The organism is Streptomyces acidicola (assembly GCF_009377235.1).
GTDB lineage: Bacteria > Actinomycetota > Actinomycetes > Streptomycetales > Streptomycetaceae > Streptomyces > Streptomyces acidicola.
Genome location: NZ_VMNX01000001.1, coordinates 149859 through 175852 on the forward strand (window position 1 = coordinate 149859; position 25994 = coordinate 175852).

At 68.1% G+C, this 25994-nt stretch carries 43 protein-coding genes; 41 read left to right on the forward strand and 2 right to left on the reverse strand.

What is annotated here, in order from left to right; genetic code table 11:
- Positions 1-10 precede the first annotated feature (10 nt).
- The 15 genes from FPZ41_RS01130 (at position 11) to FPZ41_RS01200 (ending at position 6115) form a co-directional block, all read left to right on the forward strand.
- Entirely contained in the window at positions 11-2251 is a 2241-nt protein-coding gene (locus FPZ41_RS01130) for a hypothetical protein (RefSeq protein ID WP_152857959.1), read from the forward strand.
- Positions 2252-2483: 232 nt separating this feature from the next.
- Entirely contained in the window at positions 2484-2687 is a 204-nt protein-coding gene (locus FPZ41_RS01135) for a hypothetical protein (RefSeq protein ID WP_152857961.1), read from the forward strand.
- Between the two features lie 32 nt (positions 2688-2719).
- Positions 2720-3124 carry a hypothetical protein gene (locus FPZ41_RS01140; RefSeq protein ID WP_152857963.1) on the forward strand — a complete coding sequence of 135 codons (405 nt, stop codon included), beginning with the start codon at positions 2720-2722 and terminating at the stop codon, positions 3122-3124.
- 20 nt (positions 3125-3144) lie between these two features.
- Complete coding sequence (locus FPZ41_RS01145) at positions 3145-3327, forward strand: hypothetical protein (RefSeq protein WP_152857965.1); 183 nt, start codon at positions 3145-3147, stop codon at positions 3325-3327.
- A 6-nt stretch (positions 3328-3333) separates the two neighbouring features.
- Positions 3334-3519, forward strand: a complete 186-nt coding sequence (locus tag FPZ41_RS01150) for a hypothetical protein (protein WP_152857967.1) — start codon at positions 3334-3336, stop codon at positions 3517-3519.
- A gap of 90 nt (positions 3520-3609) precedes the next feature.
- The gene (locus FPZ41_RS01155; RefSeq protein ID WP_152857969.1) at positions 3610-3804 is read left to right on the forward strand and encodes a hypothetical protein; all 195 of its coding nucleotides are present in this window, start codon (positions 3610-3612) and stop codon (positions 3802-3804) included.
- Positions 3801-4292 carry a DUF6197 family protein gene (locus FPZ41_RS01160; protein WP_152857971.1) on the forward strand — a complete coding sequence of 164 codons (492 nt, stop codon included), beginning with the start codon at positions 3801-3803 and terminating at the stop codon, positions 4290-4292. Before FPZ41_RS01155 ends, FPZ41_RS01160 begins: the two co-directional genes overlap by 4 nt.
- A 23-nt stretch (positions 4293-4315) precedes the next feature.
- Positions 4316-4519, forward strand: coding sequence for a hypothetical protein (locus tag FPZ41_RS01165; protein WP_152857973.1), 204 nt, complete (start codon positions 4316-4318; stop codon positions 4517-4519).
- Complete coding sequence (locus tag FPZ41_RS01170) at positions 4516-4722, forward strand: hypothetical protein (RefSeq protein WP_152857975.1); 207 nt, start codon at positions 4516-4518, stop codon at positions 4720-4722. Before FPZ41_RS01165 ends, FPZ41_RS01170 begins: the two co-directional genes overlap by 4 nt.
- A gap of 5 nt (positions 4723-4727) precedes the next feature.
- Complete coding sequence (locus tag FPZ41_RS01175; protein ID WP_152857977.1) at positions 4728-4940, forward strand: hypothetical protein; 213 nt, start codon at positions 4728-4730, stop codon at positions 4938-4940.
- A 16-nt stretch (positions 4941-4956) separates the two neighbouring features.
- Positions 4957-5259: a DUF7739 domain-containing protein gene (locus FPZ41_RS01180; protein WP_152857979.1), complete on the forward strand. Its 303-nt coding sequence runs from the start codon at positions 4957-4959 to the stop codon at positions 5257-5259.
- Between the two features lie 2 nt (positions 5260-5261).
- Complete coding sequence (locus FPZ41_RS01185; RefSeq protein ID WP_152857981.1) at positions 5262-5441, forward strand: hypothetical protein; 180 nt, start codon at positions 5262-5264, stop codon at positions 5439-5441.
- Between the two features lie 14 nt (positions 5442-5455).
- Positions 5456-5638 carry a hypothetical protein gene (locus FPZ41_RS01190; protein WP_152857983.1) on the forward strand — a complete coding sequence of 61 codons (183 nt, stop codon included), beginning with the start codon at positions 5456-5458 and terminating at the stop codon, positions 5636-5638.
- Between the two features lie 10 nt (positions 5639-5648).
- The gene (locus FPZ41_RS01195; protein ID WP_152857985.1) at positions 5649-5846 is read left to right on the forward strand and encodes a hypothetical protein; all 198 of its coding nucleotides are present in this window, start codon (positions 5649-5651) and stop codon (positions 5844-5846) included.
- Entirely contained in the window at positions 5846-6115 is a 270-nt protein-coding gene (locus FPZ41_RS01200) for a hypothetical protein (RefSeq protein ID WP_152857986.1), read from the forward strand. Before FPZ41_RS01195 ends, FPZ41_RS01200 begins: the two co-directional genes overlap by 1 nt.
- Here FPZ41_RS01200 and FPZ41_RS01205 read toward each other — a convergent pair whose 3' ends face one another.
- Positions 6116-6310 (reverse strand): hypothetical protein, encoded by a 195-nt coding sequence (locus tag FPZ41_RS01205; RefSeq protein WP_152857988.1) that lies wholly within the window; start codon positions 6308-6310, stop codon positions 6116-6118.
- 112 nt (positions 6311-6422) lie between these two features.
- Here FPZ41_RS01205 and FPZ41_RS01210 point away from each other — a divergent pair, with 112 nt between their 5' ends.
- The 8 genes from FPZ41_RS01210 (at position 6423) to FPZ41_RS01240 (ending at position 12650) form a co-directional block, all read left to right on the forward strand.
- The gene (locus FPZ41_RS01210) at positions 6423-7013 is read left to right on the forward strand and encodes a DUF4352 domain-containing protein (protein WP_152857990.1); all 591 of its coding nucleotides are present in this window, start codon (positions 6423-6425) and stop codon (positions 7011-7013) included.
- 147 nt (positions 7014-7160) lie between these two features.
- Complete coding sequence (locus tag FPZ41_RS01215) at positions 7161-7808, forward strand: hypothetical protein (protein ID WP_322619688.1); 648 nt, start codon at positions 7161-7163, stop codon at positions 7806-7808.
- A 119-nt stretch (positions 7809-7927) separates the two neighbouring features.
- Complete coding sequence (locus tag FPZ41_RS01220) at positions 7928-8152, forward strand: helix-turn-helix domain-containing protein (protein ID WP_152857994.1); 225 nt, start codon at positions 7928-7930, stop codon at positions 8150-8152.
- Positions 8153-8364: 212 nt separating this feature from the next.
- Positions 8365-8736, forward strand: a complete 372-nt coding sequence (locus FPZ41_RS01225) for a phage tail fiber protein (protein WP_152857996.1) — start codon at positions 8365-8367, stop codon at positions 8734-8736.
- 11 nt (positions 8737-8747) lie between these two features.
- On the forward strand, positions 8748-9866 hold the full coding sequence (locus FPZ41_RS01230) for a hypothetical protein (RefSeq protein ID WP_152857998.1): 1119 nt from the start codon (positions 8748-8750) through the stop codon (positions 9864-9866).
- Positions 9863-10552 (forward strand): hypothetical protein, encoded by a 690-nt coding sequence (locus FPZ41_RS47775; protein WP_228022337.1) that lies wholly within the window; start codon positions 9863-9865, stop codon positions 10550-10552. The genes FPZ41_RS01230 and FPZ41_RS47775 overlap by 4 nt, the downstream gene beginning before the upstream one ends.
- Positions 10552-12096 carry a C40 family peptidase gene (locus FPZ41_RS01235; RefSeq protein ID WP_228022338.1) on the forward strand — a complete coding sequence of 515 codons (1545 nt, stop codon included), beginning with the start codon at positions 10552-10554 and terminating at the stop codon, positions 12094-12096. The genes FPZ41_RS47775 and FPZ41_RS01235 overlap by 1 nt, the downstream gene beginning before the upstream one ends.
- 14 nt (positions 12097-12110) lie before the next feature.
- Positions 12111-12650: a methyltransferase domain-containing protein gene (locus tag FPZ41_RS01240; RefSeq protein WP_152858000.1), complete on the forward strand. Its 540-nt coding sequence runs from the start codon at positions 12111-12113 to the stop codon at positions 12648-12650.
- A 10-nt stretch (positions 12651-12660) separates the two neighbouring features.
- On the opposite strand, the gene FPZ41_RS46795 is transcribed toward FPZ41_RS01240, so the two are convergent.
- Complete coding sequence (locus FPZ41_RS46795; protein WP_194235935.1) at positions 12661-12810, reverse strand: hypothetical protein; 150 nt, start codon at positions 12808-12810, stop codon at positions 12661-12663.
- 78 nt (positions 12811-12888) lie between these two features.
- On the opposite strand from FPZ41_RS46795, the gene FPZ41_RS46800 reads away from it, so the two are divergent.
- The 18 genes from FPZ41_RS46800 (at position 12889) to FPZ41_RS01335 (ending at position 25977) form a co-directional block, all read left to right on the forward strand.
- Positions 12889-13494 (forward strand): hypothetical protein, encoded by a 606-nt coding sequence (locus FPZ41_RS46800; RefSeq protein WP_194235936.1) that lies wholly within the window; start codon positions 12889-12891, stop codon positions 13492-13494.
- A 2-nt stretch (positions 13495-13496) separates the two neighbouring features.
- The gene (locus tag FPZ41_RS01250) at positions 13497-13790 is read left to right on the forward strand and encodes an HNH endonuclease signature motif containing protein (RefSeq protein ID WP_152858002.1); all 294 of its coding nucleotides are present in this window, start codon (positions 13497-13499) and stop codon (positions 13788-13790) included.
- Between the two features lie 10 nt (positions 13791-13800).
- Positions 13801-14019 (forward strand): hypothetical protein, encoded by a 219-nt coding sequence (locus FPZ41_RS01255; RefSeq protein ID WP_152858004.1) that lies wholly within the window; start codon positions 13801-13803, stop codon positions 14017-14019.
- A 6-nt stretch (positions 14020-14025) separates the two neighbouring features.
- Positions 14026-14292 (forward strand): DUF6582 domain-containing protein, encoded by a 267-nt coding sequence (locus FPZ41_RS01260; protein ID WP_228022339.1) that lies wholly within the window; start codon positions 14026-14028, stop codon positions 14290-14292.
- Between the two features lie 667 nt (positions 14293-14959).
- Positions 14960-15394 (forward strand): HNH endonuclease, encoded by a 435-nt coding sequence (locus FPZ41_RS50115; protein ID WP_194235937.1) that lies wholly within the window; start codon positions 14960-14962, stop codon positions 15392-15394.
- 407 nt (positions 15395-15801) lie between these two features.
- Positions 15802-16161, forward strand: coding sequence for a hypothetical protein (locus FPZ41_RS46810; RefSeq protein ID WP_194235938.1), 360 nt, complete (start codon positions 15802-15804; stop codon positions 16159-16161).
- Positions 16151-17929, forward strand: a complete 1779-nt coding sequence (locus tag FPZ41_RS01275) for a terminase (protein ID WP_322619689.1) — start codon at positions 16151-16153, stop codon at positions 17927-17929. The genes FPZ41_RS46810 and FPZ41_RS01275 overlap by 11 nt, the downstream gene beginning before the upstream one ends.
- Positions 17926-19392: a phage portal protein gene (locus tag FPZ41_RS01280; protein WP_322619690.1), complete on the forward strand. Its 1467-nt coding sequence runs from the start codon at positions 17926-17928 to the stop codon at positions 19390-19392. Before FPZ41_RS01275 ends, FPZ41_RS01280 begins: the two co-directional genes overlap by 4 nt.
- Positions 19373-20146 carry a VG15 protein gene (locus FPZ41_RS01285; protein ID WP_322619691.1) on the forward strand — a complete coding sequence of 258 codons (774 nt, stop codon included), beginning with the start codon at positions 19373-19375 and terminating at the stop codon, positions 20144-20146. The genes FPZ41_RS01280 and FPZ41_RS01285 overlap by 20 nt, the downstream gene beginning before the upstream one ends.
- Before the next feature lie 63 nt (positions 20147-20209).
- Entirely contained in the window at positions 20210-20863 is a 654-nt protein-coding gene (locus tag FPZ41_RS01290) for a hypothetical protein (protein WP_152858010.1), read from the forward strand.
- A gap of 20 nt (positions 20864-20883) precedes the next feature.
- The gene (locus FPZ41_RS01295) at positions 20884-21840 is read left to right on the forward strand and encodes a phage major capsid protein (RefSeq protein WP_152858012.1); all 957 of its coding nucleotides are present in this window, start codon (positions 20884-20886) and stop codon (positions 21838-21840) included.
- Positions 21840-22874 (forward strand): glycosyltransferase family 4 protein, encoded by a 1035-nt coding sequence (locus FPZ41_RS01300; protein ID WP_152858014.1) that lies wholly within the window; start codon positions 21840-21842, stop codon positions 22872-22874. Before FPZ41_RS01295 ends, FPZ41_RS01300 begins: the two co-directional genes overlap by 1 nt.
- 8 nt (positions 22875-22882) lie before the next feature.
- Positions 22883-23299, forward strand: a complete 417-nt coding sequence (locus FPZ41_RS01305; RefSeq protein WP_322619692.1) for a hypothetical protein — start codon at positions 22883-22885, stop codon at positions 23297-23299.
- A gap of 377 nt (positions 23300-23676) precedes the next feature.
- Positions 23677-24006, forward strand: coding sequence for an HK97 gp10 family phage protein (locus tag FPZ41_RS01315; RefSeq protein ID WP_322619693.1), 330 nt, complete (start codon positions 23677-23679; stop codon positions 24004-24006).
- Positions 24003-24395, forward strand: a complete 393-nt coding sequence (locus FPZ41_RS01320; protein WP_322619694.1) for a hypothetical protein — start codon at positions 24003-24005, stop codon at positions 24393-24395. The genes FPZ41_RS01315 and FPZ41_RS01320 overlap by 4 nt, the downstream gene beginning before the upstream one ends.
- 72 nt (positions 24396-24467) lie before the next feature.
- Positions 24468-25055 (forward strand): phage tail tube protein, encoded by a 588-nt coding sequence (locus FPZ41_RS01325; RefSeq protein WP_152858020.1) that lies wholly within the window; start codon positions 24468-24470, stop codon positions 25053-25055.
- Positions 25056-25147: 92 nt separating this feature from the next.
- Positions 25148-25573 carry a hypothetical protein gene (locus tag FPZ41_RS01330; RefSeq protein WP_152858022.1) on the forward strand — a complete coding sequence of 142 codons (426 nt, stop codon included), beginning with the start codon at positions 25148-25150 and terminating at the stop codon, positions 25571-25573.
- Positions 25574-25683: 110 nt separating this feature from the next.
- The gene (locus tag FPZ41_RS01335) at positions 25684-25977 is read left to right on the forward strand and encodes a hypothetical protein (RefSeq protein ID WP_152858024.1); all 294 of its coding nucleotides are present in this window, start codon (positions 25684-25686) and stop codon (positions 25975-25977) included.
- Positions 25978-25994: the final 17 nt, after the last annotated feature.

The window sequence follows — 25994 nt, forward strand, 5'->3', positions numbered from 1 at the left end:
GACACGGCCAGTGGCCACCGAAGTGCAGCCCGACCACATCGAGCAGCAGCCCGTCGAAGATGCCGCCGAGCCCACCCGCACCGACCGCATCAAGACCGCGTTCAAGGAGCAGTACGGCCATGCCTCCGCCCGTGGCAAGGACTGGCTGGCCGGCGGGGACCTCGACCAGGTCGATGTCATCCAGTACGCCACCCAGCGGAAGCAGGGCAAGCGCGATGAGAAGCTCGCCCGCCAGCAGCGGACCGTCGCCGAAGCCCACGGCCGTTTCGCCCACGCCAAGATGCAGGCCGAGGAAGGCGAATCCGCAGGCAGGGGGATGCTCGCGAGCCTCGGAGGGCGTGTCGCCGCCGAGGAGTCCAAGCTGGCCGCGTTGCAGGCCACGCCCGTGCTGCCTCCCACTGACCGGGAGATCGCAGCGGCCCGCACCAGCAAGAAGGCCGGACGTGCCGCGATCGTCGCGGCGGGCGGGTTCGGATCGCTGTCCGTGCTCGGTGCCGCGATCGAGCAGGCCGCCACCGGGCAGCCGCTCCTCCTCGGAGTCGTGACCACCGCGGCCGGCTACGGCTGGTACCTGCTCTCCCGGCCCTTCGTTGCCCGCGGGAAGGAGGGGGTGGCCCCTTTCGTCCCGGCCCCCAGCCTGCCCGCCACGTTCCAGGCGGAGTCGGCCGGGGGAGCGACGCCGATCGTCGGCGGGAACGTCGTCATGTCCGTCGAGCAACTGCCCGACGAGGGCAAGCCGTTCCCCATCCGTGATGCGCGTACCGCCGAGCAGCTAGCCCAGTGCGTGTTGCTGGCGGCGCGAGCCGAGAACGTGCCGATCGTCGAAGTGTCCGACGTGACGCGGCAGCCGTGGGGCTGGCAGTGCACCGTCCGCGTCGGTGAAGGCACCCCCGAGGCGATCATTGATAAGAGCGGCGACCTGGAAACCCGCTTCGACCTGCCCACCAACGGTGTCCGGCCGCAGCCGCTCAAGGTCCGGAGGGCCTGCGCCGTGCTGCGCCTCGTCGACGGGGATCCGTTCGCTTCCGCCCCCGGCCTGCCCCGCCGCGCTCCCAAGTCCCTGTCGATCACCGACGCGTTCCGTATCGGAACCTCGGTCGGCGGCGACCCGCTCGAACTGTCCCTGGCTGGCGTCATGGGTCTGTGGGTCGCGGCATCCGGTGGCGGCAAGACCGGCATCCTCCAGGCCCTCGCCGAGGGCGTCACCGCTTGCCGGGACAACATCACCATCGACCTCGACCCGTTCGGCGACGGCCTCGAAGACCTCGGCGACGCGGTGCGGATCACCGGCCGGTCCAACGAGCAGATCGAAGCGGTCCTGCTGTTCTTCCTGGTCATGGCCAAGGGCCGGGCTCGGCTGCGGGCCAAACTCGGCATGGGCAAGAAGTGGCAGCCCAGTCCCGAACGTCCGGCCGTCACGATCTTCTTCGACGAGCTGCCGAAGGCCAGCGCCCTGGCCAAGCGCCTGTACAACGACCTGCTGCTCGTCGGCCGCAAGGAACTGATTGTCGTCGAGGCCGCGTCGCAGGGCGGCCAGAGTACCTACCTCGGGGCGAACATCGCCCAGATGGTCGCCCTGAAGGCCGTCGGCCCCTGCAAGGTCGAAGACACCCGGTCCGTTTTCGGCGACGGCTCTGTCAAGGAGGGCTACCTGCCGCACAAGCTGTCCCCGGCCACCCAGACCGATCCCAAGGATGCTGGCCACATCTTCATCCAGGGCGTGCCTGGGAAGGCCGATGAGCCGATCGAGTACGCCATCCACGAGGTACCGTCCGCCGTTCTCCGCCAGCTCGGACAGGAGCGGCTCGAAGCCGGACTGCTCGACCCCGACCAGGACAGCCTCGACGCCATGCGGACCGTGGACCTGCCCGAATACGTCGAGGCCGTCTACGACAACGACGGCAACCTCAAGAAGCCTGCCCCGGTCGAGCTCCTCACCTGGGAGCAGCTGCTGAAGCTGTGCGGCGCGGAGCCGGCTGCCGGTGCCGATCTGACGGACGGGCCCGCACGGGCCGCGGTCGAGGACTCGGTGACCGTGATGGAGAAGGCGGGCGTCGACCGGATGAAGACCGAGCCGCTCCTTGCCGCCGTCCGGGACTACGACCCCGACGCCTACGGCGAGATGACGGTCGATGAGTTCAAGGCGCTCATGAAGCAGGCCGGCGCCGGGGCACCCGTCACGCTCGGCGAGATGGACGGAGAGAAGAACCCGCGCGGGTTCAAGCGTGATCGGCTCCGCCACCTGCTGTGACCGTTACGCGAAGTATGTGTCCCTGATCAGGGCCTGCTCAGCCCTGCTCAGGCCGCAAACCCGCAGGTCGCAGCTGCTCAGGCTGCTGATCAGGGCCTGCTCACCGTCTGCTCTGAGCGGCGGGTGAGCAGGGTCCTGAGCGGCCCTGACCTGCACGTTTGCCTGTTGAGCAGGCCTGAGCAGTGAGGACAAAGCACCGCAAACAACCACGCAAGCCGAAGGAGATACCGCCGTGAGTGCAACAAGCCGATGGGCCTGGACCCTCGTGATCAGCAGTGACGGCAGGCAGTACACGCTGCCCGGCGAGACGATCGCCGCCGCCAACGCGACTGCGGACACGATCCTGCCCCCGATCCTCAAGGACGTGCCCCGCCAGTTCTGGGGCCGTGATGGTGGCTTCCGAGTCATCAGCTTCTCTGCCACCCGCACCAACTGACCCAACGCGCCCATCTCGAAGGAGTCCCCGTCATGCCCAAGATCTGGCAGCCGAACGAGGCGAAGAAGTTCGCCCGGCAGGTCCAGCTCGGCAAGAGCTACTACATCGTCCACACCATGGCGACGAACCTCGCCCCCTACGAGGACCCGTACCTGTACAGCGAGGTCAAGTTCACCCGCCGCCTCCCGCTCACCGGGAACATCGCCACGGACGGCGGTACGTCCGCCATCCGCATGTGCCAGGTGTACGGGCCCGTGTACGAGGAGCGGCCCGCCGGGCTCCGCAAGCTCGCCGGCCCCGCCCCCCAGGTCGCCGGGCCGCTCGGCGCCGACTACGAGGGCGTGCTGGACGAGCCCGAGCTCCGTGGCCTGGAGAAGCAGGCCGCCCAGACCAGCGACCCGCGCAAGCGCCGCCCCCTCGGCGGCTGGCGCGTCTGACACCGATCAAGGAGTACCCCATGGAGTACACCCACCAGTCCGTGAAGGACTACGTGGAGGCGAAGAAGCGCGGCGACCGCGCCACCACCGACCGCATCGTCGCCGAAGTCACGGCCCGCTTCGACGCCCGCACCACCGACGGCAGCGAAATCGTCGAGCTCGGGCGCGCCATGGAGCGCGTCAGCCTCGGCGAAGGGGAGTGAACGCCAGTGCCCAGTCGCGAGGAGATCTTCAACGCTGCCGTAGCCGCCATGAGGCGCGGGCACCAGCTCAACGCTCAAGGCGCCGATGAGTCGCACCCCGACTACGCGAACGTCATGCCCACCCTGCATGCGGCGATCGCCGCCGGGTTCACGGACGCCGAGATCTACGCAGCAGCCACTGCCCCGCAGTAGCTGAGCCGGGGCGCCCCCACCCGCCTGCCAGCAACCAGGGGCGCCCCTTCCACCCCCGCCCGAACCAGACCGAACGAGGAGACCTTCATCATGCCCGTACAGATCAGCGGAATGACAGACCAGGAATGGGAGGCGCAGAACGGCACCCTCCAGCCCTCGGAAGCACAGGCGCAGGGCCTGTGCTGGTGCTGCACCGGAAACGGCGTCCTCTACAGCGCCTTCGGTGGCAACCAAATCAAGGTTAGCTGCCGTGAATGCAGCGGCGACGGCAAGGCCCGGTCATGACCGCCAAGACGCTCACGCCATCCGCCTCGGCCACCGCCGCGAAGCCGCTCGACTTCGACGAACGCCTGACCCTCGCTGCCCTCGCCGTCGACGCCCGTACCGACACCACGCCGCTCGACCTGGCCGACGTGATCCGGATTCCCGAGCGGGCACCCCGGTCGCTCACCCCCACCTCGGCGCCCTGCCCCTACAACACCCCCATCGCGGGCCTGCTGTACCGGGCCCGGCAGCGGCTCGAACAGGGAGGCTGGTGCACCGGAGCCCTCCGCGACGAGCAAGGCGCGGCCTGTTTGGTCGGCGCCATCCGAGCCGAAGCGGCCAGCCGCGGCCAGGCCGACGACGCGTGCGTGCTGCTCCTCGAAGCCATCCGCCGCGACTTCCGCGACGTCGAATCCATCCCGTCATGGAATGACGCACGTCGGGACCCGCGCCTGCCGCTGCTCTACCTCGACCGGGCCGCGACCCTCGCCCACGCCCGAACGCTCTAGCCCGCCGGAAAGGACTGATCAACGTGGACTTCACCCGCAAGGAACCCGATCGAGGCAGTCAGATCTGCGGCTACCAGATGCAGATCGGCAGCTGGCACAACGACGGCAACCGGTTCTGCACCGAGCGCAAGGTCAAGGGCCTCTACTTCTGCCAGAAACACCACGACTGGGTCCTCGACGAGTGCGGCGAGATCCGCATGGCCCCCGGCAACGCCATCGGACGGTGATTGTGTCCAAGACGCTGAGGGCAGACCCTGACCCCGCCGGGCAGATCTGCGGCTACCAGATCGCATACGGCATGCCGTGGTCCGAGTACTGCGCAGAACGCAAGGCCCGCGGCAAGTACTTCTGTGAGCAGCACGACCGTGAGGTGCTGGAAGAAGACGGCCACGTCCACATGCCGCCCGGCAACGCCATCGGAACCGGTTGATCGGCATGGCTTTCGAACGCATCAGCAAGATCCTCGAAGCGCCGGACGGGTCCTTCATCTACGCGCAAGCCGACCACGCCGCCAACCAGTTCCGCGTCGTCTGCTCCGGCTGCCCCGACCTACAGACCACGCCCTACAACAGCGGCACTGGAGCGATCCTCGCCGCCTCCTACCACGCCGAACACGACCCCAACCAGAAGCATGTCCCCACCCGGTAGCCGAAAGGACCCCACCTTGGGTATCAGCATCAGCCATGGCGCCGGTGGTAGCCGGTCCGGGCTCACCATCAGCAACCTCGGCCAGCATCTTGCCCACACGCTCACCGCCTCCGAATGGCGGGAGATCTCCGACCTGTTCGACGGCACCTTCGCCGACGTCGCCAGCATTCCGCCGCACGAAGCCGACCGTATCGGCGAGCTCCTCCACAAGGCCGCCGGCCATCGCCTCATGCCCACCAACTGGGGCGACCTCGCCACCCATATTGGCGACTCCGCCAACCGCGCCGCCCGCGCCGGCCAGAACTGGGAGTGGACCTGACCGTGCCCGGCAACGAGTGCATCCTGTGCGGCGCCCCCGGCGGCTACCCGTACTGCAACGACGATTGCCGCGAAGCCGACAACCCCGAAGAAGACGACGTTCCCACGATGAGCGCCGCCGACTTCGGGCCCCTCACCGACATCACCGACCCGTGGGCATCCGACGCCCGCAACCACCTGTGAAGGAGAACCCGCCAATGACCGACGAGACCATCCACGACAACGAGAACCCCGACGGCAGCTCCGCCGACGGCAAGAAAGTCGTAAGCCTTCCCCTCACCGAGGGCGCCATCAGGGCCCTTGACGTGCTCGCCGCCATGACCGCCGCCGACGGCACCTCATACCTCGACATCTTCAACGACACCCGCGACCTCGACTAGGAGAATCCGCATGCCCAGGATCTACGGGATGGAACTGGAGGACGGCCACGACCTCGGCCTCGACGCCACCCCCAGCTGCTGTAGCGACGAGATGGAGGGCAAGGACAGGGAGGACGGCGGACGCGAGTACACGTGCGGCGACTGCGGCACCGAACTCATCGTCAGCCCGAACGGCCTGGTCTTCGACATCTACGAGGGTGCTGCCTGATGGCCATAGGACAGGAGGTCTGCTTCGTCGCCGTCTGCGACCTGTGCGGAACCAGCGAGACCAGCGCGGGCTACACACCGCACGGGTCGACCGAGCAGGCCGTCATCGACATCGTCACCGAGAAGTGGGGCGACCCATCATGCGGCTGGACTCACACCCCGGACGGGAGGCTCGTCTGCGACACCGAAGACGACGAAGCTCACAGGACCGTCCATGAAGAAGCCGGGAAGACGATCAGCAGCTGTGCCATGACCGTCACGTTCACCTGATCAGCCCTGCACGTCCTGGCCCCGGCCCTCGGTCGGGGCCTTCGTCGTGTCCGGGACCGCCCGCGCCATCCACCTGTCGTCGGTGAGGAGCCGAGGCGTCATCGCAGGCACCAGACCGAGGCGCTCGCACAATGCGGCCAAGCCGCGGGCGCACTCCTGCTCGCTGTCCGCCTGTACCGCGAAACGTAACGCCATGGCCACAGTGTGGCTTCTAAGTGTCTACGGTGTGCGGGAGTTGCATCACTTGGTCATTCCTGACGGTTGGTTCACGGGTAGCATCCTGGCTTCAATCATCACAGGGGGGACAATGCGTTTCCGCATTCACGCCGCTATCGTCGCGGCTCTACTGGCCTGCACCGCCACCGCATGCGCCGGCACCGACGAGGAAGTCACCACCAAGCCGAAGGCCCCGGCTGCGGCCGACACGGGCGCGGAGAAGAAGGACGACGGGGCGAAAGCCGAAGCTGCGAAGAAGCAGCAGGATGCGAAGGTCGGCGACACCATAGCCCTCAAGGGTCTGGAGGCCGGCCACGAGCTCGACGTGACTGTCGTCAAGGTCGTCGACAACGCCAAGCCCGCTGACGAGTTCTTCGCACCGGAGGACGGCAACCGGTGGCTGGGCGTGCAGTTCCAGTTGGTCAACACCGGCAGCAAGGCCTACTCGGACGCGCCGATGAACGGGGCGAAGCTGGTCGACGACCAGGGCCAGCAGTTCCAGGTCGTCCTCGGCGACATCTCCGCCGGACCCTCGATGCAGGCCGACGTGAACCTGAAGCCGGGCTCCAAGGCGCTCGGGTGGATCACGTTCGAGCTGCCGAAGAAGTCGAAGGCGGCCACGGTGCAGTTCGGGATGGACTCCGGGTTCTCGGATCAGACCGGGGAGTGGAAGCTGTCCTAGCCCGCGAGGTTGGCCCGGCCGCTCCCGTGGGCGGCCGGGCCTTGCCGTGTCTGGCGGGGTGACTGCGTCACTGGCCCGGGTTGTCAACCCTCGCGTGCACAATTGGCTCAAGCGTCACCTGCGTTCCGTACCACCCGAGGAGCCGCCGTGCACGACCACCCCGCCCTGGACGACTACGAGTGGCCAACCTGCCCTTGCGGCCGGCAACTCCGGAACGAGGAACTCGGGCGGGTCGCCTGCCGACTCTGCCAGGAACGCGTCGACCAGGCGCTGCGTCAACTCCCCGGCCCTGATGGTCTGTACGCCCAACTCGCTACCCGGCTCGTTCCCGGCCGTGGAGGCGACGGGCCGATCGTCGCAGTCTCCCGCACAGCGCCCCTGCCGCTCCGCCTCGAACCCCTCAGCCTCATCGCCCGCGGCGGCGTGGTGACCATCCTCCAAACTTGGCTGATCGACTGGCACGAACACCTCGGCTGGCGCCACCCCCGCTGGGAAGGCGGCCTCCAACAGCAGCTCGACCAGGTCGTCCATGCGTTGCGGGTCAACCTCGAGTGGGCCGCCACCGAACACCCTGCGTTCGGCGATTTCGTTCAGGAAGTCACCAGCTTGGTCCGGCAGTGCGAACGGCAGATAACCGGCGAACGCCCCGAGCGGCCGATAGCCGTAGCCTGCCCCTGCGGAACCGTCCTCCGCGTCACCGTGTCCACCCCCGGCGCGCGATGCCGTGGCTGTGCCACCCAGTACGACCGAAGTGAAGTCCTCGACCTCCCGCTCGCGCAACGGGCCGCAGCTTGAACTACGGATGTAGTTGACATCTGGCCTGGACCGAAGCCATCCTGTGCTCACATGGAACTTCTGTCGCAAGGGCCACCCTGAACCTGGGTGGCCCTTCGTCGTTCACTAGGAGGTGCCCAATGCCTCCAACGCTCATCAGCGCGGCTGATGCCGCCTATTACACGGGCCGCCCCGTCGGCACTATCTGGCGGTGGGCATCCGAAGGCCGTATCAGCCGCTATGGGCACGGCAAAGGCGTCCGCTACGACCTGCACGAACTGCCGCCCAAGACAGTCGATGAATCCGGCGAAGCGCACCTCGGCGACACGCCGCCACTTCCCCAACGAGCCCCCAAGGCTGCCTGATCTCCTGCGCTCTGGGTGGTGCGCAGGCCGGGCCTTGAAGCGCCACGCGCTCGGCCCACCGTCCGCCCGGTCTTGGAGGAGACCGGGCGGACACAAAACCCGGGGCCACCACGGCGGCAGCCCCGAAGTCCCGCCGCCTGCACACCCCCCGTTGCGGGCGGCGGGACAGCCAACCATGTGAATCCAGGAGGGCAGTAATCATCGCCGACAACATGACGAACACGGCGGAGAACCGCGCCCTCGACTGGATCCTGGGGCTGTCGTCCACAGCCCCCACAACCCCGCTCAAGGTGGCACTGGTGACCGCGGCCGGAAGCGACACCGCCGCGGGCACGGAGGTCGCTGGCGGCTCCTACGCCCGGCAGAACCTCACAGTGGCCGCCGCGGTGAACGGCGCCACCAGCAACAGCGCAGACCTGGTCTTCACGAACATGCCTGCCGCAACGGTCGTCGGGGTGGAGATCTGGGACTCGGCCGGCGCGCCTGTACGGCTCTGGTACGGAGCACTCACCGCCAACCGCACCGTCGCCGCCGGGGACGAGCTGAGGATCAGTGCGGGGCAACTCGCAATCTCGCTCTCGTAGGGGAGGCGTCGGTGCCGTCCCTCTCGTCCCTCGCGGACAACTTCAACGACGGAGTGATCGGCCCCAACTGGGGCAACAGCTACGGCGGCGTCACCGAGACTGGTGGCAAGGCCCGCGTCCCCTGCGGCACTGGGTTCGCCGGCTACCAGACCGCGTACTCGTGGACCCTGGCCGGGGCCTCGTTCTTCGTGAAGGTCGTCACTGTGCCCACCGCCGGGGCAGCGACCGAGTGCTACTGCGGCGTCCTCGTCAACTCCGGTATCGACGGAACAAGGATCGGGTTCACTATCAACGCCGTCGCCAACCTGTTGCGCTGCAAAAACGACACGGGCTACTTCGATCCCGACGTTGTTGAGATCCCCTACGACCCGGTCGCGCACGCCTTCCTCCGCCTCCGCGAAGACGGCACGAACGTCTACTGGGACACCAGCCCCGACGGATCGACGTGGACCAACCGCCGCACCCTGGCAAGCCCCGCCTGGATCGCCACCACCATCGACGCGTGCGCCCTCGACATGTCCGCCCACCGAGACGCCGGCACCGTCGACAACGCCGAGTACGACTTCTTCAACACCTTGTCGGACGGCGCCGTCTACAACGCGTCCGCGACACTCACCGGCGAATCCGTACTCACCGCAGCTGTCTCCTACACCGCCGTCGCCGCCGCCGAACTCACCGCTGACGGCAGCCTCACCGCCGCCCCCACGCTCGTCGCGGAAGCCTCCGCCGCCCTCACCGGGCAGAGCGAGCTCGTCGCCGACGCTTCCGGCTCTGGCGAATTCCCCGAGGGGGTGGTCGGGTTGGCGGCCGGCGAGCACGACCTGCACCTGGAGCAGGGCGCCACGTTCTACCAGACGTACACGTGCGGTGTCGGCGACAGCCCCATGCTGTGGGATGGCTGGTCGGCCCGAGCTCAGATCCGCTCGCAGGCCGCAGAGAGCGCCGATCTGCTGCTCGACCTCACGCCGTACCTGACCATCGCAGGCAACAAGATCACCCTCCAGGTTCCGGCGTCCGTCACCGAGAACCTCACCCGCAACGGGCGGTGGGACCTGGAGATGGTCAAAGGCGCCTGGGTCGTCCGACTCCTCAACGGCGCGGCCATCGTCAGCCCGGAGGTGACGAGGTGAGAGTCCAGATCGACGGCGGACCGTCCGAGACCCTCGTCATCGACGCAGCGGTCGGCCCCGTCTCCTCCGTCAACGGGCGCACCGGCGACGTCACCATCGACGCAGCCGACATCAACGCCGACCCCGCCGGCTCCGCCGAAGCGGCCCAAGCCGCAGCCACGAGCGCGGCAGCCGCCTACACGGACACAGAGATCGCCGAGCATTCGGCGGCCACCGACCCCCACGGCGACCGCGCCTACGCCGACGGCACCTTCCTGCCCCTCGGCGGCGGCACCCTCACCGGACCCGTATCCGGGCCGGGCACATTCGCGGTGGCCGCCGACGGAGGCGTCACCGCGCCGAGCCTCACCCTCCCCGCCGCGGCAACCACGGTCAGCAAGAGCCTCGTCATCACCGCGCCGACCGGCGCCGTCTCCTACACCGTGTGGCGCGCCCCCAAAGCCTGCACGATCGTCGCCGTCCGCGGATACCGGGTCGGCGGCACCGGCACCACCATCAACGCCGTCAAGAACGCCGCCGACCTCCTCGCCACCGACCTGTCACTGTCCACAGCCGCCACGTGGATGTCCGGGCCCGGCGTGCAGAATGCATCGTTCGCCGCTGGCGACAGTCTCGCCGTCGCCATCCGCTCCGTCGCCGGGTCCCCGACGGCCGTCACGATCCAGGTGGATCTGCAGGGGGCGTGATGGCTGTCCTCACGGTCGACGAAGGGTTGATGCCCTACCAGCCTGTCCCCGCCGCGCTCACCACGCAGACCCTGACCAGTCCGGACCGCCTGCAGGTCTCCGACGCCTCCGGCGTTCTCGCCACGCTCACCGTCGGCGCGAAGACCGTGACCGTGCGCGGGCCGACCCGCACGTTCACCGAGAACAAGCGGCCGTTCACCGACACCTTCACGCGAACCGTCACGAGCACCTTCGGCACCAGCCCCGGCGGCGGCACGTGGTCCAACAGCGGCAGCGACAGCCTGTACACGGTGAACGGCAGCGTCGGTCAGATCAGCTGCGACGTCGCCAACACATCCCGGCACACCACCATCGTCGACAACCTCACCGACGTCGACGTCACCGCCAAAGTCACGATCACGACGGTCCCCGCTGGCGCCACCGCATCCATCGCCCTGTCGTTCGGGTACACCGACACCAGCAACAGCAACCGGGCGAGGCTCCTGGTCCTCACTACCGGCGTAGTCCAACTCGCTTTGGAGAAGGAAGTCGCCAGTACCGTCACAACGTTGGGCGCGGCCACCCAAGTCGGTACCGGGTTCACGGCCGGCCAGTGGTGGAGGATCCGCGCCCAGCGCACCGGCAGCACCATCCGCTGCCGCGCCTGGCTCGACGGCACCAGCGAACCCGGAACCTGGCTGCACTCCGTCACCGAACCAGCGAACCCTTCGGGCCGCGTCGGATTCCGGGCGCTCGCCTCCACCGGCTCGACCGGTCTCCCGCGGCTCGTCCAAGTCGACGACCTTCAGGTCATCTCCGGCAGCTGGCCGACCATCCCCACCGTCACCCACAACACGTGGGTGCGTGTCCTCGGCTCGCCGTTCAACGGCACCTGGACGCCGGCGCTCGCCAACCAGATCCGCGCCTGGGCCGTCGACACCACGCCCGACGTGCTCGCCTACGCGATGATGTACGTCACCGGGGCGCCCACCGTCACCAGCCCCGCCCTCTCCGGCGCCCAGATCGCAGGCCAAGCCAACTATGGGCCCCTCGCCGCCGACGGCTCACTGGTCGAAGGCGCCGACTTCCACGACTACATGAACCGCAACTGGACCTTCCCCAACGGCGAAACACAGACCGCAGGCGCCGGAGAAGCCGGATGCCTCGACTGCTCCGGATTCGTCCGCATGATCTACGGCTTCCACATGGGCATCCCCATGGTCCGGCTCGCGAACATCAACGGCACCAACCTGCCGCGCATGACCAAAGACATCGGGCCGTATGGACCCGGTGTGATCATCGCCCAGGCCACCGGCACCGCCCCGCCGCTCGACAGTATTCAGATCGGGGACGTGCCGCACTTCGACGCCGACACCAGCGACGCCGTCGCCGGGCAACTCGACCACAACGGCATCTACCTCGGCACGGACAGTCTCGGCGTCCCACGGTTCATCAACTCGCGCAAAACGCCGAACGGCCCCACGCTCGGCGACCTCGGCGGGGCATCCACGCTCACCGGCGGCGGCACCTACGCCACCAGCCTCCGCCTCATCAGACGGTTCTGACGAAGGAGAGCGCCATGCCCACCAGCGACGCCGAGGGCAAGGATTGGTCCCTCGAACGGTTCCGCTACCACCTGCCCAACACCGTGACCGACATCGGGCCCGGCGAAGGCACCTACGCCAAGCTGTTCCGGCCCGTACATGAAGGCGTGTGGTGGACGGCCGTCGAGATCCACAAGCCGTACATCACCAAGTACAAGCTCAAGTCCACGAAGACACGGCGTATGTACGACGAGATCCACGTCGAGGACGCCCGTGAGAGCGAGGACCATCTCTTCCACCGCGACCTCGTCATCGCCGGCGACGTACTGGAGCACATGCCGCGCGAGGACGCCGCGCAACTGCTGGAACGCATCGTGGCCGCCGGAGCCTGGAACATCCTCGTGTCCGTGCCGATCGTCGATTCAGTGCAGGGCGAGATCGACGGCAACCCGCACGAAGCCCACCTCCACCAGTGGGATGCCAACGACATGGACGCCGTCGTTGGCGGGCTTAGCGGGTGCGTTGATACGTTCCGCGGCGGCACGCTCGGCTGCTGGTGGTGGACACGGACGTGAGCGGAGCCTGCTAGATCTCGTCCAGCCAGGACGTGTCGAGCAGTTCGATCTGGTCCTGGAACGCCTTGATCGTGACCACGTAGGCGACCTGCTCCGGCGTCGGCTGGAGCGGCACGATGAACTCCGTCTTCCACGGATGCGGCTTGCCCAGGTCTCGCATGTTGACCGGTCCACAGTCCCCAACGAACCCACCCGGCCTGAAGTCCATGCCTCCACCTTATCCACAGGAGCCCGCGCCATGGCCCGCCTGCAGATCCTCGAACTCCCCGAAGGCGCGAACGACGACCGGCCGCCCTTCATCCTCGTCGTAGACGAGTCCGTCCCGCAGCGCGTCGTGCTCGGCGGCGGCAACCCGGTCCGCGACTACTGGCAGGACATCGCCGACAAGATCGGCGCGTGTGGCGTCATCGTCAGCCCCGAGACCATCGACATCCCCGCCAACGACGTACCGCTCGACACCAACGGCAACCCGCTGTTCATGCAGGACGTGCGGGCACTCGACGGACCGCGCCTCGCCGCCGAGCGGACCGACATCGCAAGCGACATGGACCGGCTCGCCAAGCGGAAGCGCGAACTCACCGATGCCCTCGGTATGGACCGCACCCGCGACTGGGACGACATCCGCAACGCCGCACGCGGACTCCGCAAGGAACGCGACGCGCAGGCCGAAGCCATCGAACGCGTCCGCAACCTGCACCGGCCCGTCGAACACCAAGGCATCACCATCTGCGCCGAATGCTCAGCCTGGGACGGCCACACCACCGACAACTCGCCCTGCGGCTACGAGCACTGCCCGACCCTCCGCGCGCTCAACGGCGACACCGAACACAGCCCCGAGGAGTAGACATGGCAGGAGGGTGGGAAGGCTCGGACCGCAAGCGCCGGCTGCCGTCCGGCTGGCCGAAGATCCGGGCCCGCATTCTCGCGCGTGATCCGATCTGCAAAATCTGCTCGGTACGGCCGAGCCGCTTCTGCGATCACATTGTGGCCAAGGCCGACCTCAACGGGGATGCGGATCTTCAGGGCGTGTGCGGCCCATGCCATGATCAAAAAAGCAGCCGTGAAGGCAACGACGCCCAGCGCGCAAACCCGCGGCCCGGACGGACGCGCCCCCCGGAGCAGCATCCCGGAATCCTCTGAGGAGGTGACCATGCCCGCCTACCTGATCGTCCACCCTCGCGACCAACGCCGCGACGACGTCCTCATCGAAGACCCCGCCCTCACTCTCCGCTTCGAAGCCGGCTGGGCCATCCTCGCCGACGCGCGCGGCGACTGCCTCGCCATACCCAGCGGGCAAGGAGCCCACATCCAGCGGGTAGACGAACAGCAGGACACCACCAACCAGGAGCCCGCGCCGCGCAAGGAGTGACCTGACGTGGCAGGGAAACGCGCCTCCAGCCTCAGCAAGAAGACCAACGCCCGCCGTAACACCAAAGCCGGCCGCAAAGCTATGAGCCCCTCCAGCTTCGCCCTGCCGCGGCAGAAGAAGTACAGGGTCGACGACGCCGCCCACGCCCGCAACGCGCTCGCCAGGGTGCAGCAGCACGGAACGAGCGGGGAGAAAGCGGCCGTGAAGAAGGCCGTCGCCCGCAAGTTCCCCAGTATCGGCAAGAGCCGGCGCGGCAAGAAGGGCGGCAAGTGATGGCCAACCGAGCCAAGAGCAACCGGCGCATCGTCCGCGAAGGACGCAGGTACTGGAGCGACCGCCCCACCAACGGCGGCAAAGCAGCCGGCATCGGCTACGCGCTTCGCTCCGGATCGTTCACCCGATGCGTGTCCCGCGTGCAGCGCTTCATGGGCCCGAGGGCGAAGGGGTACTGCGCCCTTCGGTTCCGGGAAGCGACTGGCGCATGGCCTGGTTCGAAGGCCAACAGGGGCGGAAAAGGCCGCAGGCGGTAGGCCAACAAACCCCCGCAGAGCGGCAGTTGGACTGCGATAATGGATCAAAGGACCCCGGCGAGTGCGCTAACACTCCCGGGGCGTGGCCGACCTGATGCGACAGGACCGACATGACCAAGGCTATACGCCCCGCCCTCATCAACTGCGCCCGCTGCGGAGTCGAGAAGAAGGTCGGGCGGAGTGGGCCGATACCGACCTATTGCTCAGGTGCATGCCGGGCAGCGGTCAAGTACGAACGCACCCTCGTGGATGGACGGTACGAAGCGGAGTTGGCGAGAGCTCGGAGGCGCACCGCCCAGCGGCAGCAAGAGAACGCGCGCCCCTGCCCATACTGCGGGGCGCCAATGACGAATCCCCGGCGTGTCCAATGCGGTCTTGAAGCGTGTAGGTTGCGCGCGGCCGCAGACCGTATGCGTCAACTGCAGCGCGACTACAAGGCGGAGCACGGCGTTTGGCCGCACCACCGCTATCCGGAATCTCAGCGGGCCGCCAGCCTCCGACGTCGACACAAGCACGGCCACTGGCGAAAGCAGTACCCAGAACGGGCCGCAGCCTACGACGCCCGTAGGCGTGCCCTAGTGACGCAAGCCCGAACCGACGAGACGTTCGCACCGATCGACATCCACACTCGGGACGGCTGGACCTGTCAGCTCTGCCATGAGCCCATCGACCAGAGCATCGCTTGGCCGCATCCCAAGAGCCCAAGCGTCGACCACATCATCCCTCTATCCAAAGGGGGAGCGCACGCACTGAGCAACGCTCAGAGCGCACACCTCGGATGCAACAGCAGCAAGTGCGACAGGGAGATGGTCGACGCCGTCGCGCGCATCGGTCAGGCCGGCTGACGGCAGGCCCCCATCGCTGGCACCCGTCTCGCCAGCGCCCCTACCCACGGGCGGGCAGCGGGGCAGGGCAGGCACGAGTGAGGCAGGTCGATGGTCATGGTCATCGCGTATCGCAGCTCGTCGACGTGATCACTGATGAGCGATCAAGCGATCAGGATTCGAAGAGTGATTCGAGAGGATCGAGAACGTTGCAGATCAAGTCCCGATCAAGATCGCGGCGGCTTGAAATCTGCATGATCCAAACCGGACTCCGGTTCAGCCGACTCGACCATGATCCACCCGGGGAGTGATCCCCGGTGGCTGATCTTTCCGGATCGGGGCCGTCTAGCTCCCCAGAATCTGCGTGCGCCTGAGCTGTGTTTTTTCGGCCCCTGGTGGGCTCTGTCCGAGGCCCCAGGAGGGTCGTCATGTCATACAAGATCGAACCCCCTGAGGGTCTCGGAGCTAAGGCCCTGGTGGTCTGGTCGGAGATCTCGGGGAACTATGAGCTGCGTATCGACGAGCTGCGCGTCCTTGAGGATGCCTGCCGGGAGATCGATCTGATCGAGCGGCTTGAGGCTGCGCTGGTGGACGCCGATCTGATGGTCACTGGCAGCATGGGGCAGCCCGTTGCCTCGCCGCTCGTGCAGGAGCTGCGGCAGCACCGCGGTGTCCTGGCTCGGCTGCTGGGCTGGTTGAAGCTGCCGGATGAGGAGGAGCCGGCCAAGGGGACTGCGTCGGCGTCGGCGCGGCAGGCGGCTATGGCGCGTTGGGGCCGTGGCGCGTAGGCGGTCGGTCGAGCGCCGGGACGACGGGCACGGCGAGGTCATTGCCTGGTACCGGGAGCGTCTGTCTGGGGTTGCTCCGCGTCCGGAGTTGGAGTGGGAGCCGAAGCTGATCGGCCCGACGTGGCAGCGGGACTCAGGCGGCTCGTGGCGGCTTCCGGAGGCCACGCTGGGCTGGGAAGTCCTCGGCTGGTGTGGTGTCTGGCTTCAGCACTCCCGCGGTGTCCCGTGGCGCTTCACCGACGAGCAGGCACGTTTCCTTCTCTGGTGGTTCGCCCTCGACGAGGCTGGCACGTTCGCATACCGCGATGGAGTCCTCCAAAGATTGAAGGGCTGGGGCAAAGATCCATTGGGCGCATGCTTGTGCGCCGTCGAAGCCCTGGGGCCTTCCCGTTTCGTCGACTGGGCTGCCGACGGAACACCGATCGCAACGGACAGCCCCGAGGCGTGGGTTCAGACCGCGGCCGTCAGTCTTGAGCAGACGAAGAACACGATGCGGCTCTTCCCATCGCTGTTCACAGCGGAGGCGAAGGAGCACTACCGCATCCAGGTCGGCAAGGAGACGGTCAACGCTCTGGGCGACTCGCGCCTGATCCAGGCGGTGACGTCGTCGCCGTCGACACTGGAGGGCGCGCGGGCGACCTTTGTGCTGCTGAACGAGACGCACCACTGGGATTCGTCGAACTCGGGCCACGACATGGCCGACGTGATCGAGCGCAACGCCACCAAGTCCGCGGACGGCGCGGCGCGGACGCTCCGCATCACGAACGCCTACGAGCCCGGACAAGACTCCGTTGCTGAGCGGGACCGGGACGCCTGGGAGGCTGTGGACGCCGGCCGGGTGATGGACTCGGGCCTGCTGTACGACTCGATCGAAGCTCCACCGAAGGCGCCGCTGACGGTCGAGGATGCCCCGGCCGTGATCCGGTCGATCCGCGGGGATGCGGCGTGGCTGAACGTGGACCGGATCGTGAAGTCGATCGCCGACGTCAGGAACCCTCCCAGCCGGTCGAGGCGCTTCTGGTACAACATGATCGTCGCAGCCGAGGACGCCTGGATGGCGCCCTACGAATGGGACGCCTGCAAGGCCGTCGGCCTCGAAGTCAGGGACGGCGAAGAGGTCGTCATGTTCTTCGACGGCTCGAAGTCCGATGATGCGACCGCTCTGGCTGGCTGTCGTATGTCGGACGGCCACGTCTTCACGCTCGGCGTGTGGCAGCGGCCGGCGAACTGGGATCCCGACCTTCCGTGGTCGGTCCCGCGGGACGAGGCGGATGGTGTCGTCGAGCGTGCCTTCAACACGTACAAGGTGCTGGCGTTCTTCTGTGACCCGGGCTCCGGCAAGGACGACGATGGCGAACGGTACTGGTACGCCTACCTCGACAAGTGGGGCCAGGAGCACGGTTCGAAGCTGATCCTGCATGCGGTGACGGCGGGGCCGAAGCAGCATGCCGTCCGCTGGGACATGGGCGCCCCGCGCCATCAGGAGGAGTTCACGGATGCCGTGAAGCGGACGGGCGAGGACATCCTGGAGCGGCGCCTGACGCATGACGGCCACAAGGTGATGCGGACGCACGTCGCGAACTCCCGCCGCCGCACGAATGCGTGGGGGATCACGATCGGCAAGGAGCACCGCGAGAGCGCCCGGAAGATCGACCTCGCGGTGTGCATGATCGGCGCCCGGATGCTGCGCAGGAAGCTCCTCAACAGCAAGCAGTACGGGAAGCGGCCGAAGTCGCGCGGCAAAGGCAGGGTGGTGGTGCTGCGGTGACTCTGTCCATCCCTGAACTCCCGCTGGTGTACCTGTCGGACGACGAGCTCGCCCTGATCAACATGCTGCGCGCGGATATGCAGCGTGACCGTTGGGCGCTGCTTCTTCGGGACGCGTACTTCAACGGCGAGCAGTTGATCCGGGATCTCGGCATCAGCATCCCGCCGCAGTTGAAGGGCCTGCATACGGTGATCGGCTGGCCGCGGGTCGGTGTCGAAAGCCTGGAAGAGCGTCTCGATCTGGAGGCGTTCCGCTGGGCGGACGGCTCGGACTCGTCGGACCTGGCGGAGATCGCCGACGCCAACGATCTGTTCGACGAATCGTCGCTGGCGCACCTGGACTCGCTGGTGTACGGCCGCGAGTATCTGGCGGTCGGCTCGGGCGACTGCGGTACGGATGACTGCCCGCCCCTGATCTCGGCTGAGTCGCCGCTGGACATGACCCTGATGTGGGATGCCCGGCTGCGCATGGGGACGGCGGCTCTGCGGGAGTGCGCGGCTGACACGTTCGTGGAGTCGGGCCCCGAGGAGCGGATGATCGTCCTGTATCTGCCGGATCAGACGGTGACTGCGTTGCCGTCGGAGTCTGGCGGCTGGGAGGTCATCGACCGGGACATCCACAACCTGGGTGCCGTGCCGGTGGTGCGGATGGCGAACCGGCAGCGGACCGCGGACCGGGTGGGGAAGTCGGAGATCACCCCGGAGGTCATGTCGATCACGGACGCGGCGTGCCGGCGCCTGATGGGCATGGAAGTGGCGGCCGAGTTCTTCGGCGCTCCGCAGCGCTACATCCTGGGTGCGTCGGAGTCGGCGTTCCAGGACGCGGAGGGTAACGCCAAGAGCGCGTGGGAGACGTACATCGGCCGGGTTCTCGCGTTGGAGCGGGACGAGGACGGGCAGGTGCCGACGGTCGGCCAGTTCGCCGCGCACGATCCGACGGCGATGACGCGGATCATCGACCTGTATGCGCGGATCATGTCCAGCCAGTTTGGTCTGCCGCCGCACATGCTCGGCTACACCACCGACAACCCGGCCTCAGCGGACGCGATCCGGTCGACCGAGGCGAAGCTGGTGAAGCGGTCGGAGCGCCGCATCCGCCGGTATGGGGCGGCTTGGCAGCAGGCGATGCGGCTGGCCTTGTGGGTGCGGGATGGCGTGCCGCCGGAGAAGACGCGCCGTATCGAGACGGTATGGCGGAACCCGGCGACCCCGACGGTGGCGGCGCAGGCGGACGCCACGGTGAAGCTGGTCCAGGCCGGCATCCTGCCCGCCGATTCCGACGTCACGCTGGAGATGGCTGGGCTGACGGAGGGGCAACGGCAGCGGGTCCGGGCGGACCGACGGCTCGCCGGTGCGGCGTCGACTGGTGGCCGACTCTTGGAGCGTCTGGACGCGCTGAACCGCTCGCCGTCTGCGGCGCTGCCGGATGTGGTGGAGGTCGACGGTGGCGACGACGGTCTCTGAGGGTGGCCGTGACGCCGACCGGTACCGGTCCGCGCAGTTCGGCCTGTCTCGGCTGCTGGTGCGGGATGTGCGCGGACTGCGGCGGTTGATCATTCCGTCGAGGTTGCGGACGTCGGTTCCGGACTGGATCGCCGCGGTGCACGCGGTGGTCGAGCAGTACGCGCAGACGTCGGCCGCTTTGAGCGCCGAGTTCTACGACGCCCAGCGGGACGCGGCCGGAGTGCCCGGCACGTTCACGGTGCCGGTCGCCGACCCGCCGCCCGAGGGCCGCACGGAGGCGAGCCTGCGATGGGCGACGAAGGACGTGTGGGAGCGAGACCCGGACGTCGCGACGGCTGCGCAGCTTGAGCCCCTCGATGTCCGCTTGGAGCAGGCAGAGAGGAAGGCCGAGCTGGTCGTGCAGAAGCTCGTCGCCGACACCGGCCGCGACACAGTCCTGGAGGCGGTACGCCAGGACCGGCAGGCGACCGCGTGGGCCCGATCGGCGGCCCTCGGCGCGTGCGCCTTCTGCAAGATGCTGTCCAGCCGCGGGGCTGTGTTTGCTCAGGACACCGTGGGCTTTCGAGCCCACGACGGCTGCCATTGCGCGGCGACTCCGGTCTTTGCGGGGCAGCGCTTTGAGTTGTCGCCGCACGCCCGCGAGTGGGCGCGCTTGTACCAGGAGTACGCCGCTGGCCACTCCGGGAGCCAGCTGGCCCGCTTCCGGCGGGCGTTGGCGGAGCACGACCAGTACCCGCTCCCTGGCTCTTTCTGATCAACGAGGTCGCCCTGGTGGTGGCCTTTCTCATTTCCACAGCCCCTGGAGGGCCGATTCGTCATGCCCGAAGAGACCGAGACCGTCGAGCAGCAGAACACCGGCCCCGAGGAGACCGTCGATGAGACGGCGACCGAGGAGAACGGCAGCACCGAAGTCACGGAGGACGCCCAGGAGGCGGAGACCGGCGGCGAGGAGAAGCCGTTCGATCGGAAGAAGTTCGAGGCCGAACTTCGCAAGAAAAACAGCGAGGCCGCGAACCTCCGCAAGCGCCTGAAGGAGCTCGAACCGCTGGCGAAGAAGGCCAAGGAGTTCGAGGACGCGCAGAAGTCGGAGACCGAGCGCCTGACCGAGCAGTTGCAGGCCGCGAACGAGCGGATCTCAGCGACCCGGAAGCGCCTTGTCGAGGCTCGCGTCCAGGCCCTGGCCGGCTCGACGGTCGGGGAGCGAGCGGCGTTCACGGATCCCGAGGACGCAGTGACGTCCCTGGATCTCGGCTCGTACATCGACGACGACTCGGGTGCCATCGACGAGACTGCCATTGAGGCGGATCTCCAGGCGCTGTTGGAGCGCAAGCCGCACTGGGCGAAGACCCAGCCCCCGGAGGGCCCGCGGCGACCCGCGCCGGATCGCACTCAGGCGTCCGGCGCCAACAAGAAGCAGGCCCCCAGCCCGCGCGATGAGTTCGCCGGGTGGCTGAGTTCGAAGCTCACGTAGCTTCGGGAGAAGAGAACACCATGGCGGTTACCGCCCCCCTGACTCTGTCCAACGTCGATGCGTCGCTTCTGCCGCGCACGATCACAGCCCCGATCTTCGAGAAGTCCACGGAACAGTCGGCAGTCATGGCGCTGGCGCGCCGGGCGCCGCTGGCTCTGGACGCCACCACGTCGGTGCCGATCCCGATGGACGTGCCGACCGCGGACTGGGTCGGGCAGGCGGCGAAGAAGCCCCTGTCCACTGGCGGCGTCGACGTGAAGCAGATGCAGGCCAAGAAGCTGGCCGTCCTCATCCCGGTCGCCATGGAGGTCGCGAAGACCAACGCGGGCGGCCTGTACGACCAGCTGCAGAAGGACCTGCCGACCGCGTTCGCCCGCGCCTACGACCACGCGACGATCCACGGCAAGACGATGAAGGGCGCCACCGGCCCGTTCACCGAGTACCTGGCAGCCACCAGCAACTCGGTTGCGCTGGGCACGAAGACTCAGGCGCAGGGCGGCATCTGGGCCGACCTGGTGACGGGCATGGAGGAGGTCATCGACGGTGACTGGGATTACACCGGCACCGTCGCCGACCACCGCCTGAAGCCGAAGCTGCTGCTCGCGACGGACACGACCGGCCGGCCGATCCTCGTCGACACGCAGACCCCGGGCACCGACATGGCCGCCGCGGGCACGCTGATCGGCGAGCCGCTCGCCTACTCGCGCAGCGTGTCGGGCAAGCAGCGCCGGCAGTCCGCGTCGACGGACACCGGCCTGCGTGCGATCGGCGGTGACTGGAGCCAGGCGGCATACGGCGTGGGTTTGGATATCACCGTGAGGGTGTCCGACCAGGCCACCTACGTGGACGAGGAGGGTGGCGTCCACTCGGCGTTCCAGGAGAACTTGATCCTGATCCTCGCCGAGGCCTACTACGGCTTCGTGATGGGCGACGCCGAGGCGTTCGTGAAGTTCACCGGCACTCCGTCGGGGTCCTGATGGCGACGGCTGTCCCGGCTTCCGCGCCGGGCGGGGCAGCCAAGCCCCTACAGATCGTCGCCCGCGTGCACGCGATGCCGCCCGAGCACAACGCGGGCGCCGAGCACATGCTCGTGTCGATGGTTCGGCCGCTGGTGGACCGCGGGCACGACGTGCAGGTGTGGCTGTCCCGCTACGGCAAGGCCCACGAAGAGTACGAGTACCGGGGAATTCGTGTGGTGCCGCTGGAGTCGCGCCTCGACTTCACCACCGCGGTCCGGCGGGCGGATGTGCTGCTCGCGCATCTGGAGACGGTGCCGTCGACGGCGTCGCTGGCCCGCGGCTACGGGAAGCGGCTGGTGGTGGTGTGCCACAACACGCACAGGCCGACGTTCCGGGATGTGGCGGCGGGCGGCACGTCGCTGGCGGTGTACAACTCGCAGTGGATGGAGCGGGAGGCGGAGCTGTTCTTCGCCGAGTACCCGAAGAGCACCCAGCCGGAGTCGTCGTTGATCGTGCGGCCTCCGGTGTTCGCGGAGGAGTACCGGACGAAGCCCGGCAAGGCGATCACACTGATCAACTGCAATGAGGCGAAGGGCGGCAAGGTCCTCGCCGCTCTGGCCCGCCGCATGCCGGATCAGCAATTCCTGGCCGTGAAGGGCGCCTACGGCGAGCAGATCCTCCCCGACCTACCCAACCTCGAAGTCGTCGACCACGTCCAGGGCGAGGACATGCGGGAGAGGGTGTATGCCCGCACGCGTGTGCTGCTGATGCCGTCCTCGTATGAGTCGTGGGGGCGTGCCGGTTGTGAGGCGCTCGCCAGCGGCATTCCCGTAGTTGCTCACCCCACGCCCGGTCTGTGCGAGTCGCTGGGTGAGGCGGGCATCTTCGTCGACCGCAATGACGTGGCGGGCTATGAGGCGGTGCTGCGGAAGCTGTTGACGGCCGCCGAGTACCGGCTGGCGTCCAAGCGGGCGAAGGCCCGGTCCGCCGAGCTGGATCCGGCCGCCGACCTTGCTGCCTGGTGCGATGTCGTGGAGGGCCTGGCCCGTTAGGAGGCGTTGTGGCTTTCACCCCTCCGACCGTCGAACAGCTCGGCCTCTACCTGGGGCTGGAGGAGATCGACGGCGACCGCGCGGAACTGCTGATCTCGACGGCGGTCTCGCTGTGCCAGACCATCGTGAAGCCGCTCCCCGAGGGGGCGGAGGCGGTGGTGCTGTCGGTGGCGGGCCGCGCCTACGTGAATCCGCAGCAGGTGTCCTACGAGACGATCGGCCCGATGTCGGTGCAGCGCCCGCAGGGTTCGGGCGGCCTGTACCTGACGAAGTCCGATAAATCAGCGCTGAAGTCGCTGGCTGGCCGGGGCGGGGCGTTCACGGTGGATCCGACGCCGGCGACTGCGGATCCGTCGCCGACGTGGCCGATCGATGATCTGACGGGGTGGGCGGAGGACTACGAGGCGGGTTGGGGGTATCCCTGATGCCTGCCCCGTACCCGTTCGGTGAGACGGTGCGGATCGTGCGCACCGGGGCGTCGCCGGGTCGGGATCCGCGCGGCCACCCGCTGCCGGGCCCGGACGAGTCGTTCGACTTGACCGGCTGCGTGGTCACGCCGCGATCCGAGTCGCCCCAGGTGGGCGGCTCGCAGCAGCAGGACCGCGACACGGTCATTGTCGGATGGACCGTGTACGCACCAGCGGGCACTCCGCTGCGAACCACCGACAAGGCTGTGGTCCGTGGCGTCACATGCGAGATCACTGGCGAACCCGGCGACTGGGGTCGCTCCCCGTTCACTGGCACCCGCGGGCCGATTCAGTTCGCTGCCGACCGTGTTACTGGCTGATTAAGGGGAGGGGCTGTGCCTGCACGCGTCAAGATCAAGCGCAAGGGTGTTGGCCAGATGCTGCGGATGCCGGGCATGCAGGCGGAGATGCTGCGTCGCGCCGAGGTCATCAAGGGCGTAGCCGTGGCGATCTCACCGGTCGACTCCAACAGCCCGCACCCCGGCCACTACAAGGGGTCCTGGGAGACCGACAGCACCTCCCGCGGTGGGCGCCGCAGAGACCGGGCGGTTGCCTACGTCCGCAACACCGCCTTCTACGCCCGCTGGGTGGAGTACGGCACGGAGCGGGTTCCCGCGCACCATGTGCTGCTGCGGGCCGCCCAGTTGGGTGGGCGGAACCAGTGACCGCGATCGTCGACATCGAGCTGGAGCTCATCACTCGCGGCCAGACGCGTTTCCCTGACGCGGTGGTGCGGGACGAGCTCGACAACAACCTGCTCAACGAGCTGCCGACGATCCAGATCAGCCAGATCCCCGGCGGCGGCGACGATGGGGTCCGCCTGGCCCGCATGCTCGTCGACGTCGACATCTATGCGGCCACCCGCGCGGACGCGATCACGCTGGCCCGCGAGGTGCATGACTGGGTGACCCGCGAGCTCCGCGGATCCTCAACGCCCGGTCTGGTCATAGGACGGACGGCCGCCATCACGCTCCCCGCGGTGAGGCCCTACGAGAACACAGCGCTCCGTCGCGTCGGGGCAACCTACGAGATCTTCTGTCACCCGGTCTCCTGACCGGCCGAGGGCCCGCGCCGGACCCACAGATCCCCGCCCGTGCGCGGGCTTCACGCATGTCTGGAGACAACGATGGTCAACATCACCCGCGCCGCGGATCTTCTGGAGGTCGGAGCGAACGGGGCCGGCTGGGTGGCGCCGCTTGGTACGACGTCGCCGGGTGACCCGGCGGTGCAGCCGCTGGGGCCGTGGGCGCCGCTCGGCGCCATCAGCGACGACGGTCTTGTCCAGGGGTTCGAGGAGGACTCCCAGAGCTTCACACCGTGGGGTTTCACGGCGCCGATCCGTACCACGATCACGTCGTCGCTGCGCACGTTCGGGCTGACGGTGTGGGAGACGGGCCGCACGACGGTGCAGGCGCTGCAGTACCGTCTCGATGTCGCCGATCTGACCCCGTCGAGCGGTCTGACGACGTTCGCTGAGACCGCGAGCCCGCAGCCGGACCGGCGCGCGTTCTGGTTCGTCGTCCTCGATGGCGATTCGTTCCAACGCGGCTTCTACGTGCCCGAGGGCGAGATCACCGAGCGCTCGGACGTCACTCACAAGCAAGACGAGGTGGCGGGCTTCGAGTGGACGGTCACCGCCTACCCGGACGAGGCCGGGAACACGGTCTACCACTTCGACCGGGTGCCGGCGACCGCCGCGTACACCGGGTCCTGAGACGGGTGGGTGGGCCGCCAACCGTCGGCGCGGGCCCGGCCCGCCCACCTCTACTCCCTGTCCCGCGCCGTTGATTGAAGGAGGCCCGCGCCGTGGCCAGCACACGCAGTACCACGAACAGCAGCAGGAAGCCGCGCACCGCGGCAGCAACCCGCCCAGCCGCGGCCCGCCGCGCTCCGGAACCCGAACCGGAGGAGCGGGAGGACGTCACGGAGGCGGAGGCGCAGGAGATCGAGGCCGAGGGGCACTACGTCACGGCGGAACTGTGTGGCGAGGAAGTACGGATCGTTCCGCCGTCAGGGTGGCGCCTGTCGTGGCAGCGAATGCTCACGCAGGGCCTCCTCGACGCGTTCGCCGAGAAGGTGCTGCACCCGGACGACTTCGACTTCTTCATCGAGATCGACCCGACCGCGCAGGAGTTCCAGGACTTCGTGCAGGAGGCGGGCGAGCGCGCGGGGGAGTCCCTGGGAAAGTCCGGGGCACCGTCGCGCTCTGGCAGGCCCACGCGGAGGCGGTAGAGGCTGATCTGATCGACCGGCACTACGACATCGCCGACGTCCTCTCGGGCGGGCGATCGTGGCGGTGGCTGCGGGTGTTCATCGAGCATCTGCCGCCGGAGTCGCACACGATGACCGCCCTGCGAAACGGCATGTCCGCGGAGGAGCTGGCCAGGCAGGCGGAGACGGGTGAGCCGGAGAGGTCCCGCTGGTCGCAACTGGAGCAGTTGATGGCGGTCGTTGCCGATCGGGTGGCCCGCGTCGAGTGGGCTCTGTGGGCGGTCAACATCGAGAAGAAGAGCCAGCGGCCGGATCCTCCGGAGCCGCTGCGCCGACCGGGTGCGGGGCCGAAGAGGAAGCGTGCCGAGCTGACAGAGAACAGTGCCGAGACTCTCTTCCAGCTGCTGAACGGGGGCGCCGCGTAGGGCGCTGGGAGGAGGCT

Excerpts from the sequence above, each read along its gene's own strand:
- FPZ41_RS01140 (WP_152857963.1), top strand. The coding sequence starts at position 2,720 with ATGCCCAAGATCTGGCAGCCGAACGAGGCGAAGAAGTTCGCCCGGCAG.
- FPZ41_RS01145 (WP_152857965.1), top strand. The coding sequence starts at position 3,145 with ATGGAGTACACCCACCAGTCCGTGAAGGACTACGTGGAGGCGAAGAAG.
- FPZ41_RS01155 (WP_152857969.1), top strand. The coding sequence starts at position 3,610 with ATGCCCGTACAGATCAGCGGAATGACAGACCAGGAATGGGAGGCGCAG.
- FPZ41_RS01160 (WP_152857971.1), top strand. The coding sequence starts at position 3,801 with ATGACCGCCAAGACGCTCACGCCATCCGCCTCGGCCACCGCCGCGAAG.
- FPZ41_RS01175 (WP_152857977.1), top strand. The coding sequence starts at position 4,728 with ATGGCTTTCGAACGCATCAGCAAGATCCTCGAAGCGCCGGACGGGTCC.
- FPZ41_RS01190 (WP_152857983.1), top strand. The coding sequence starts at position 5,456 with ATGACCGACGAGACCATCCACGACAACGAGAACCCCGACGGCAGCTCC.
- FPZ41_RS01195 (WP_152857985.1), top strand. The coding sequence starts at position 5,649 with ATGCCCAGGATCTACGGGATGGAACTGGAGGACGGCCACGACCTCGGC.
- FPZ41_RS01200 (WP_152857986.1), top strand. The coding sequence starts at position 5,846 with ATGGCCATAGGACAGGAGGTCTGCTTCGTCGCCGTCTGCGACCTGTGC.
- FPZ41_RS01205 (WP_152857988.1), bottom strand. The coding sequence starts at position 6,310 with ATGGCGTTACGTTTCGCGGTACAGGCGGACAGCGAGCAGGAGTGCGCC.
- FPZ41_RS01210 (WP_152857990.1), top strand. The coding sequence starts at position 6,423 with ATGCGTTTCCGCATTCACGCCGCTATCGTCGCGGCTCTACTGGCCTGC.
- FPZ41_RS01220 (WP_152857994.1), top strand. The coding sequence starts at position 7,928 with ATGCCTCCAACGCTCATCAGCGCGGCTGATGCCGCCTATTACACGGGC.
- FPZ41_RS01225 (WP_152857996.1), top strand. The coding sequence starts at position 8,365 with ATGACGAACACGGCGGAGAACCGCGCCCTCGACTGGATCCTGGGGCTG.
- FPZ41_RS01235 (WP_228022338.1), top strand. The coding sequence starts at position 10,552 with ATGGCTGTCCTCACGGTCGACGAAGGGTTGATGCCCTACCAGCCTGTC.
- FPZ41_RS01240 (WP_152858000.1), top strand. The coding sequence starts at position 12,111 with ATGCCCACCAGCGACGCCGAGGGCAAGGATTGGTCCCTCGAACGGTTC.
- FPZ41_RS46795 (WP_194235935.1), bottom strand. The coding sequence starts at position 12,810 with ATGCGAGACCTGGGCAAGCCGCATCCGTGGAAGACGGAGTTCATCGTG.
- FPZ41_RS46800 (WP_194235936.1), top strand. The coding sequence starts at position 12,889 with ATGGCCCGCCTGCAGATCCTCGAACTCCCCGAAGGCGCGAACGACGAC.
- FPZ41_RS01250 (WP_152858002.1), top strand. The coding sequence starts at position 13,497 with ATGGCAGGAGGGTGGGAAGGCTCGGACCGCAAGCGCCGGCTGCCGTCC.
- FPZ41_RS01255 (WP_152858004.1), top strand. The coding sequence starts at position 13,801 with ATGCCCGCCTACCTGATCGTCCACCCTCGCGACCAACGCCGCGACGAC.
- FPZ41_RS50115 (WP_194235937.1), top strand. The coding sequence starts at position 14,960 with ATGCGTCAACTGCAGCGCGACTACAAGGCGGAGCACGGCGTTTGGCCG.
- FPZ41_RS46810 (WP_194235938.1), top strand. The coding sequence starts at position 15,802 with ATGTCATACAAGATCGAACCCCCTGAGGGTCTCGGAGCTAAGGCCCTG.
- FPZ41_RS01290 (WP_152858010.1), top strand. The coding sequence starts at position 20,210 with ATGCCCGAAGAGACCGAGACCGTCGAGCAGCAGAACACCGGCCCCGAG.
- FPZ41_RS01295 (WP_152858012.1), top strand. The coding sequence starts at position 20,884 with ATGGCGGTTACCGCCCCCCTGACTCTGTCCAACGTCGATGCGTCGCTT.
- FPZ41_RS01300 (WP_152858014.1), top strand. The coding sequence starts at position 21,840 with ATGGCGACGGCTGTCCCGGCTTCCGCGCCGGGCGGGGCAGCCAAGCCC.
- FPZ41_RS01325 (WP_152858020.1), top strand. The coding sequence starts at position 24,468 with ATGGTCAACATCACCCGCGCCGCGGATCTTCTGGAGGTCGGAGCGAAC.
- FPZ41_RS01335 (WP_152858024.1), top strand. The coding sequence starts at position 25,684 with ATGACCGCCCTGCGAAACGGCATGTCCGCGGAGGAGCTGGCCAGGCAG.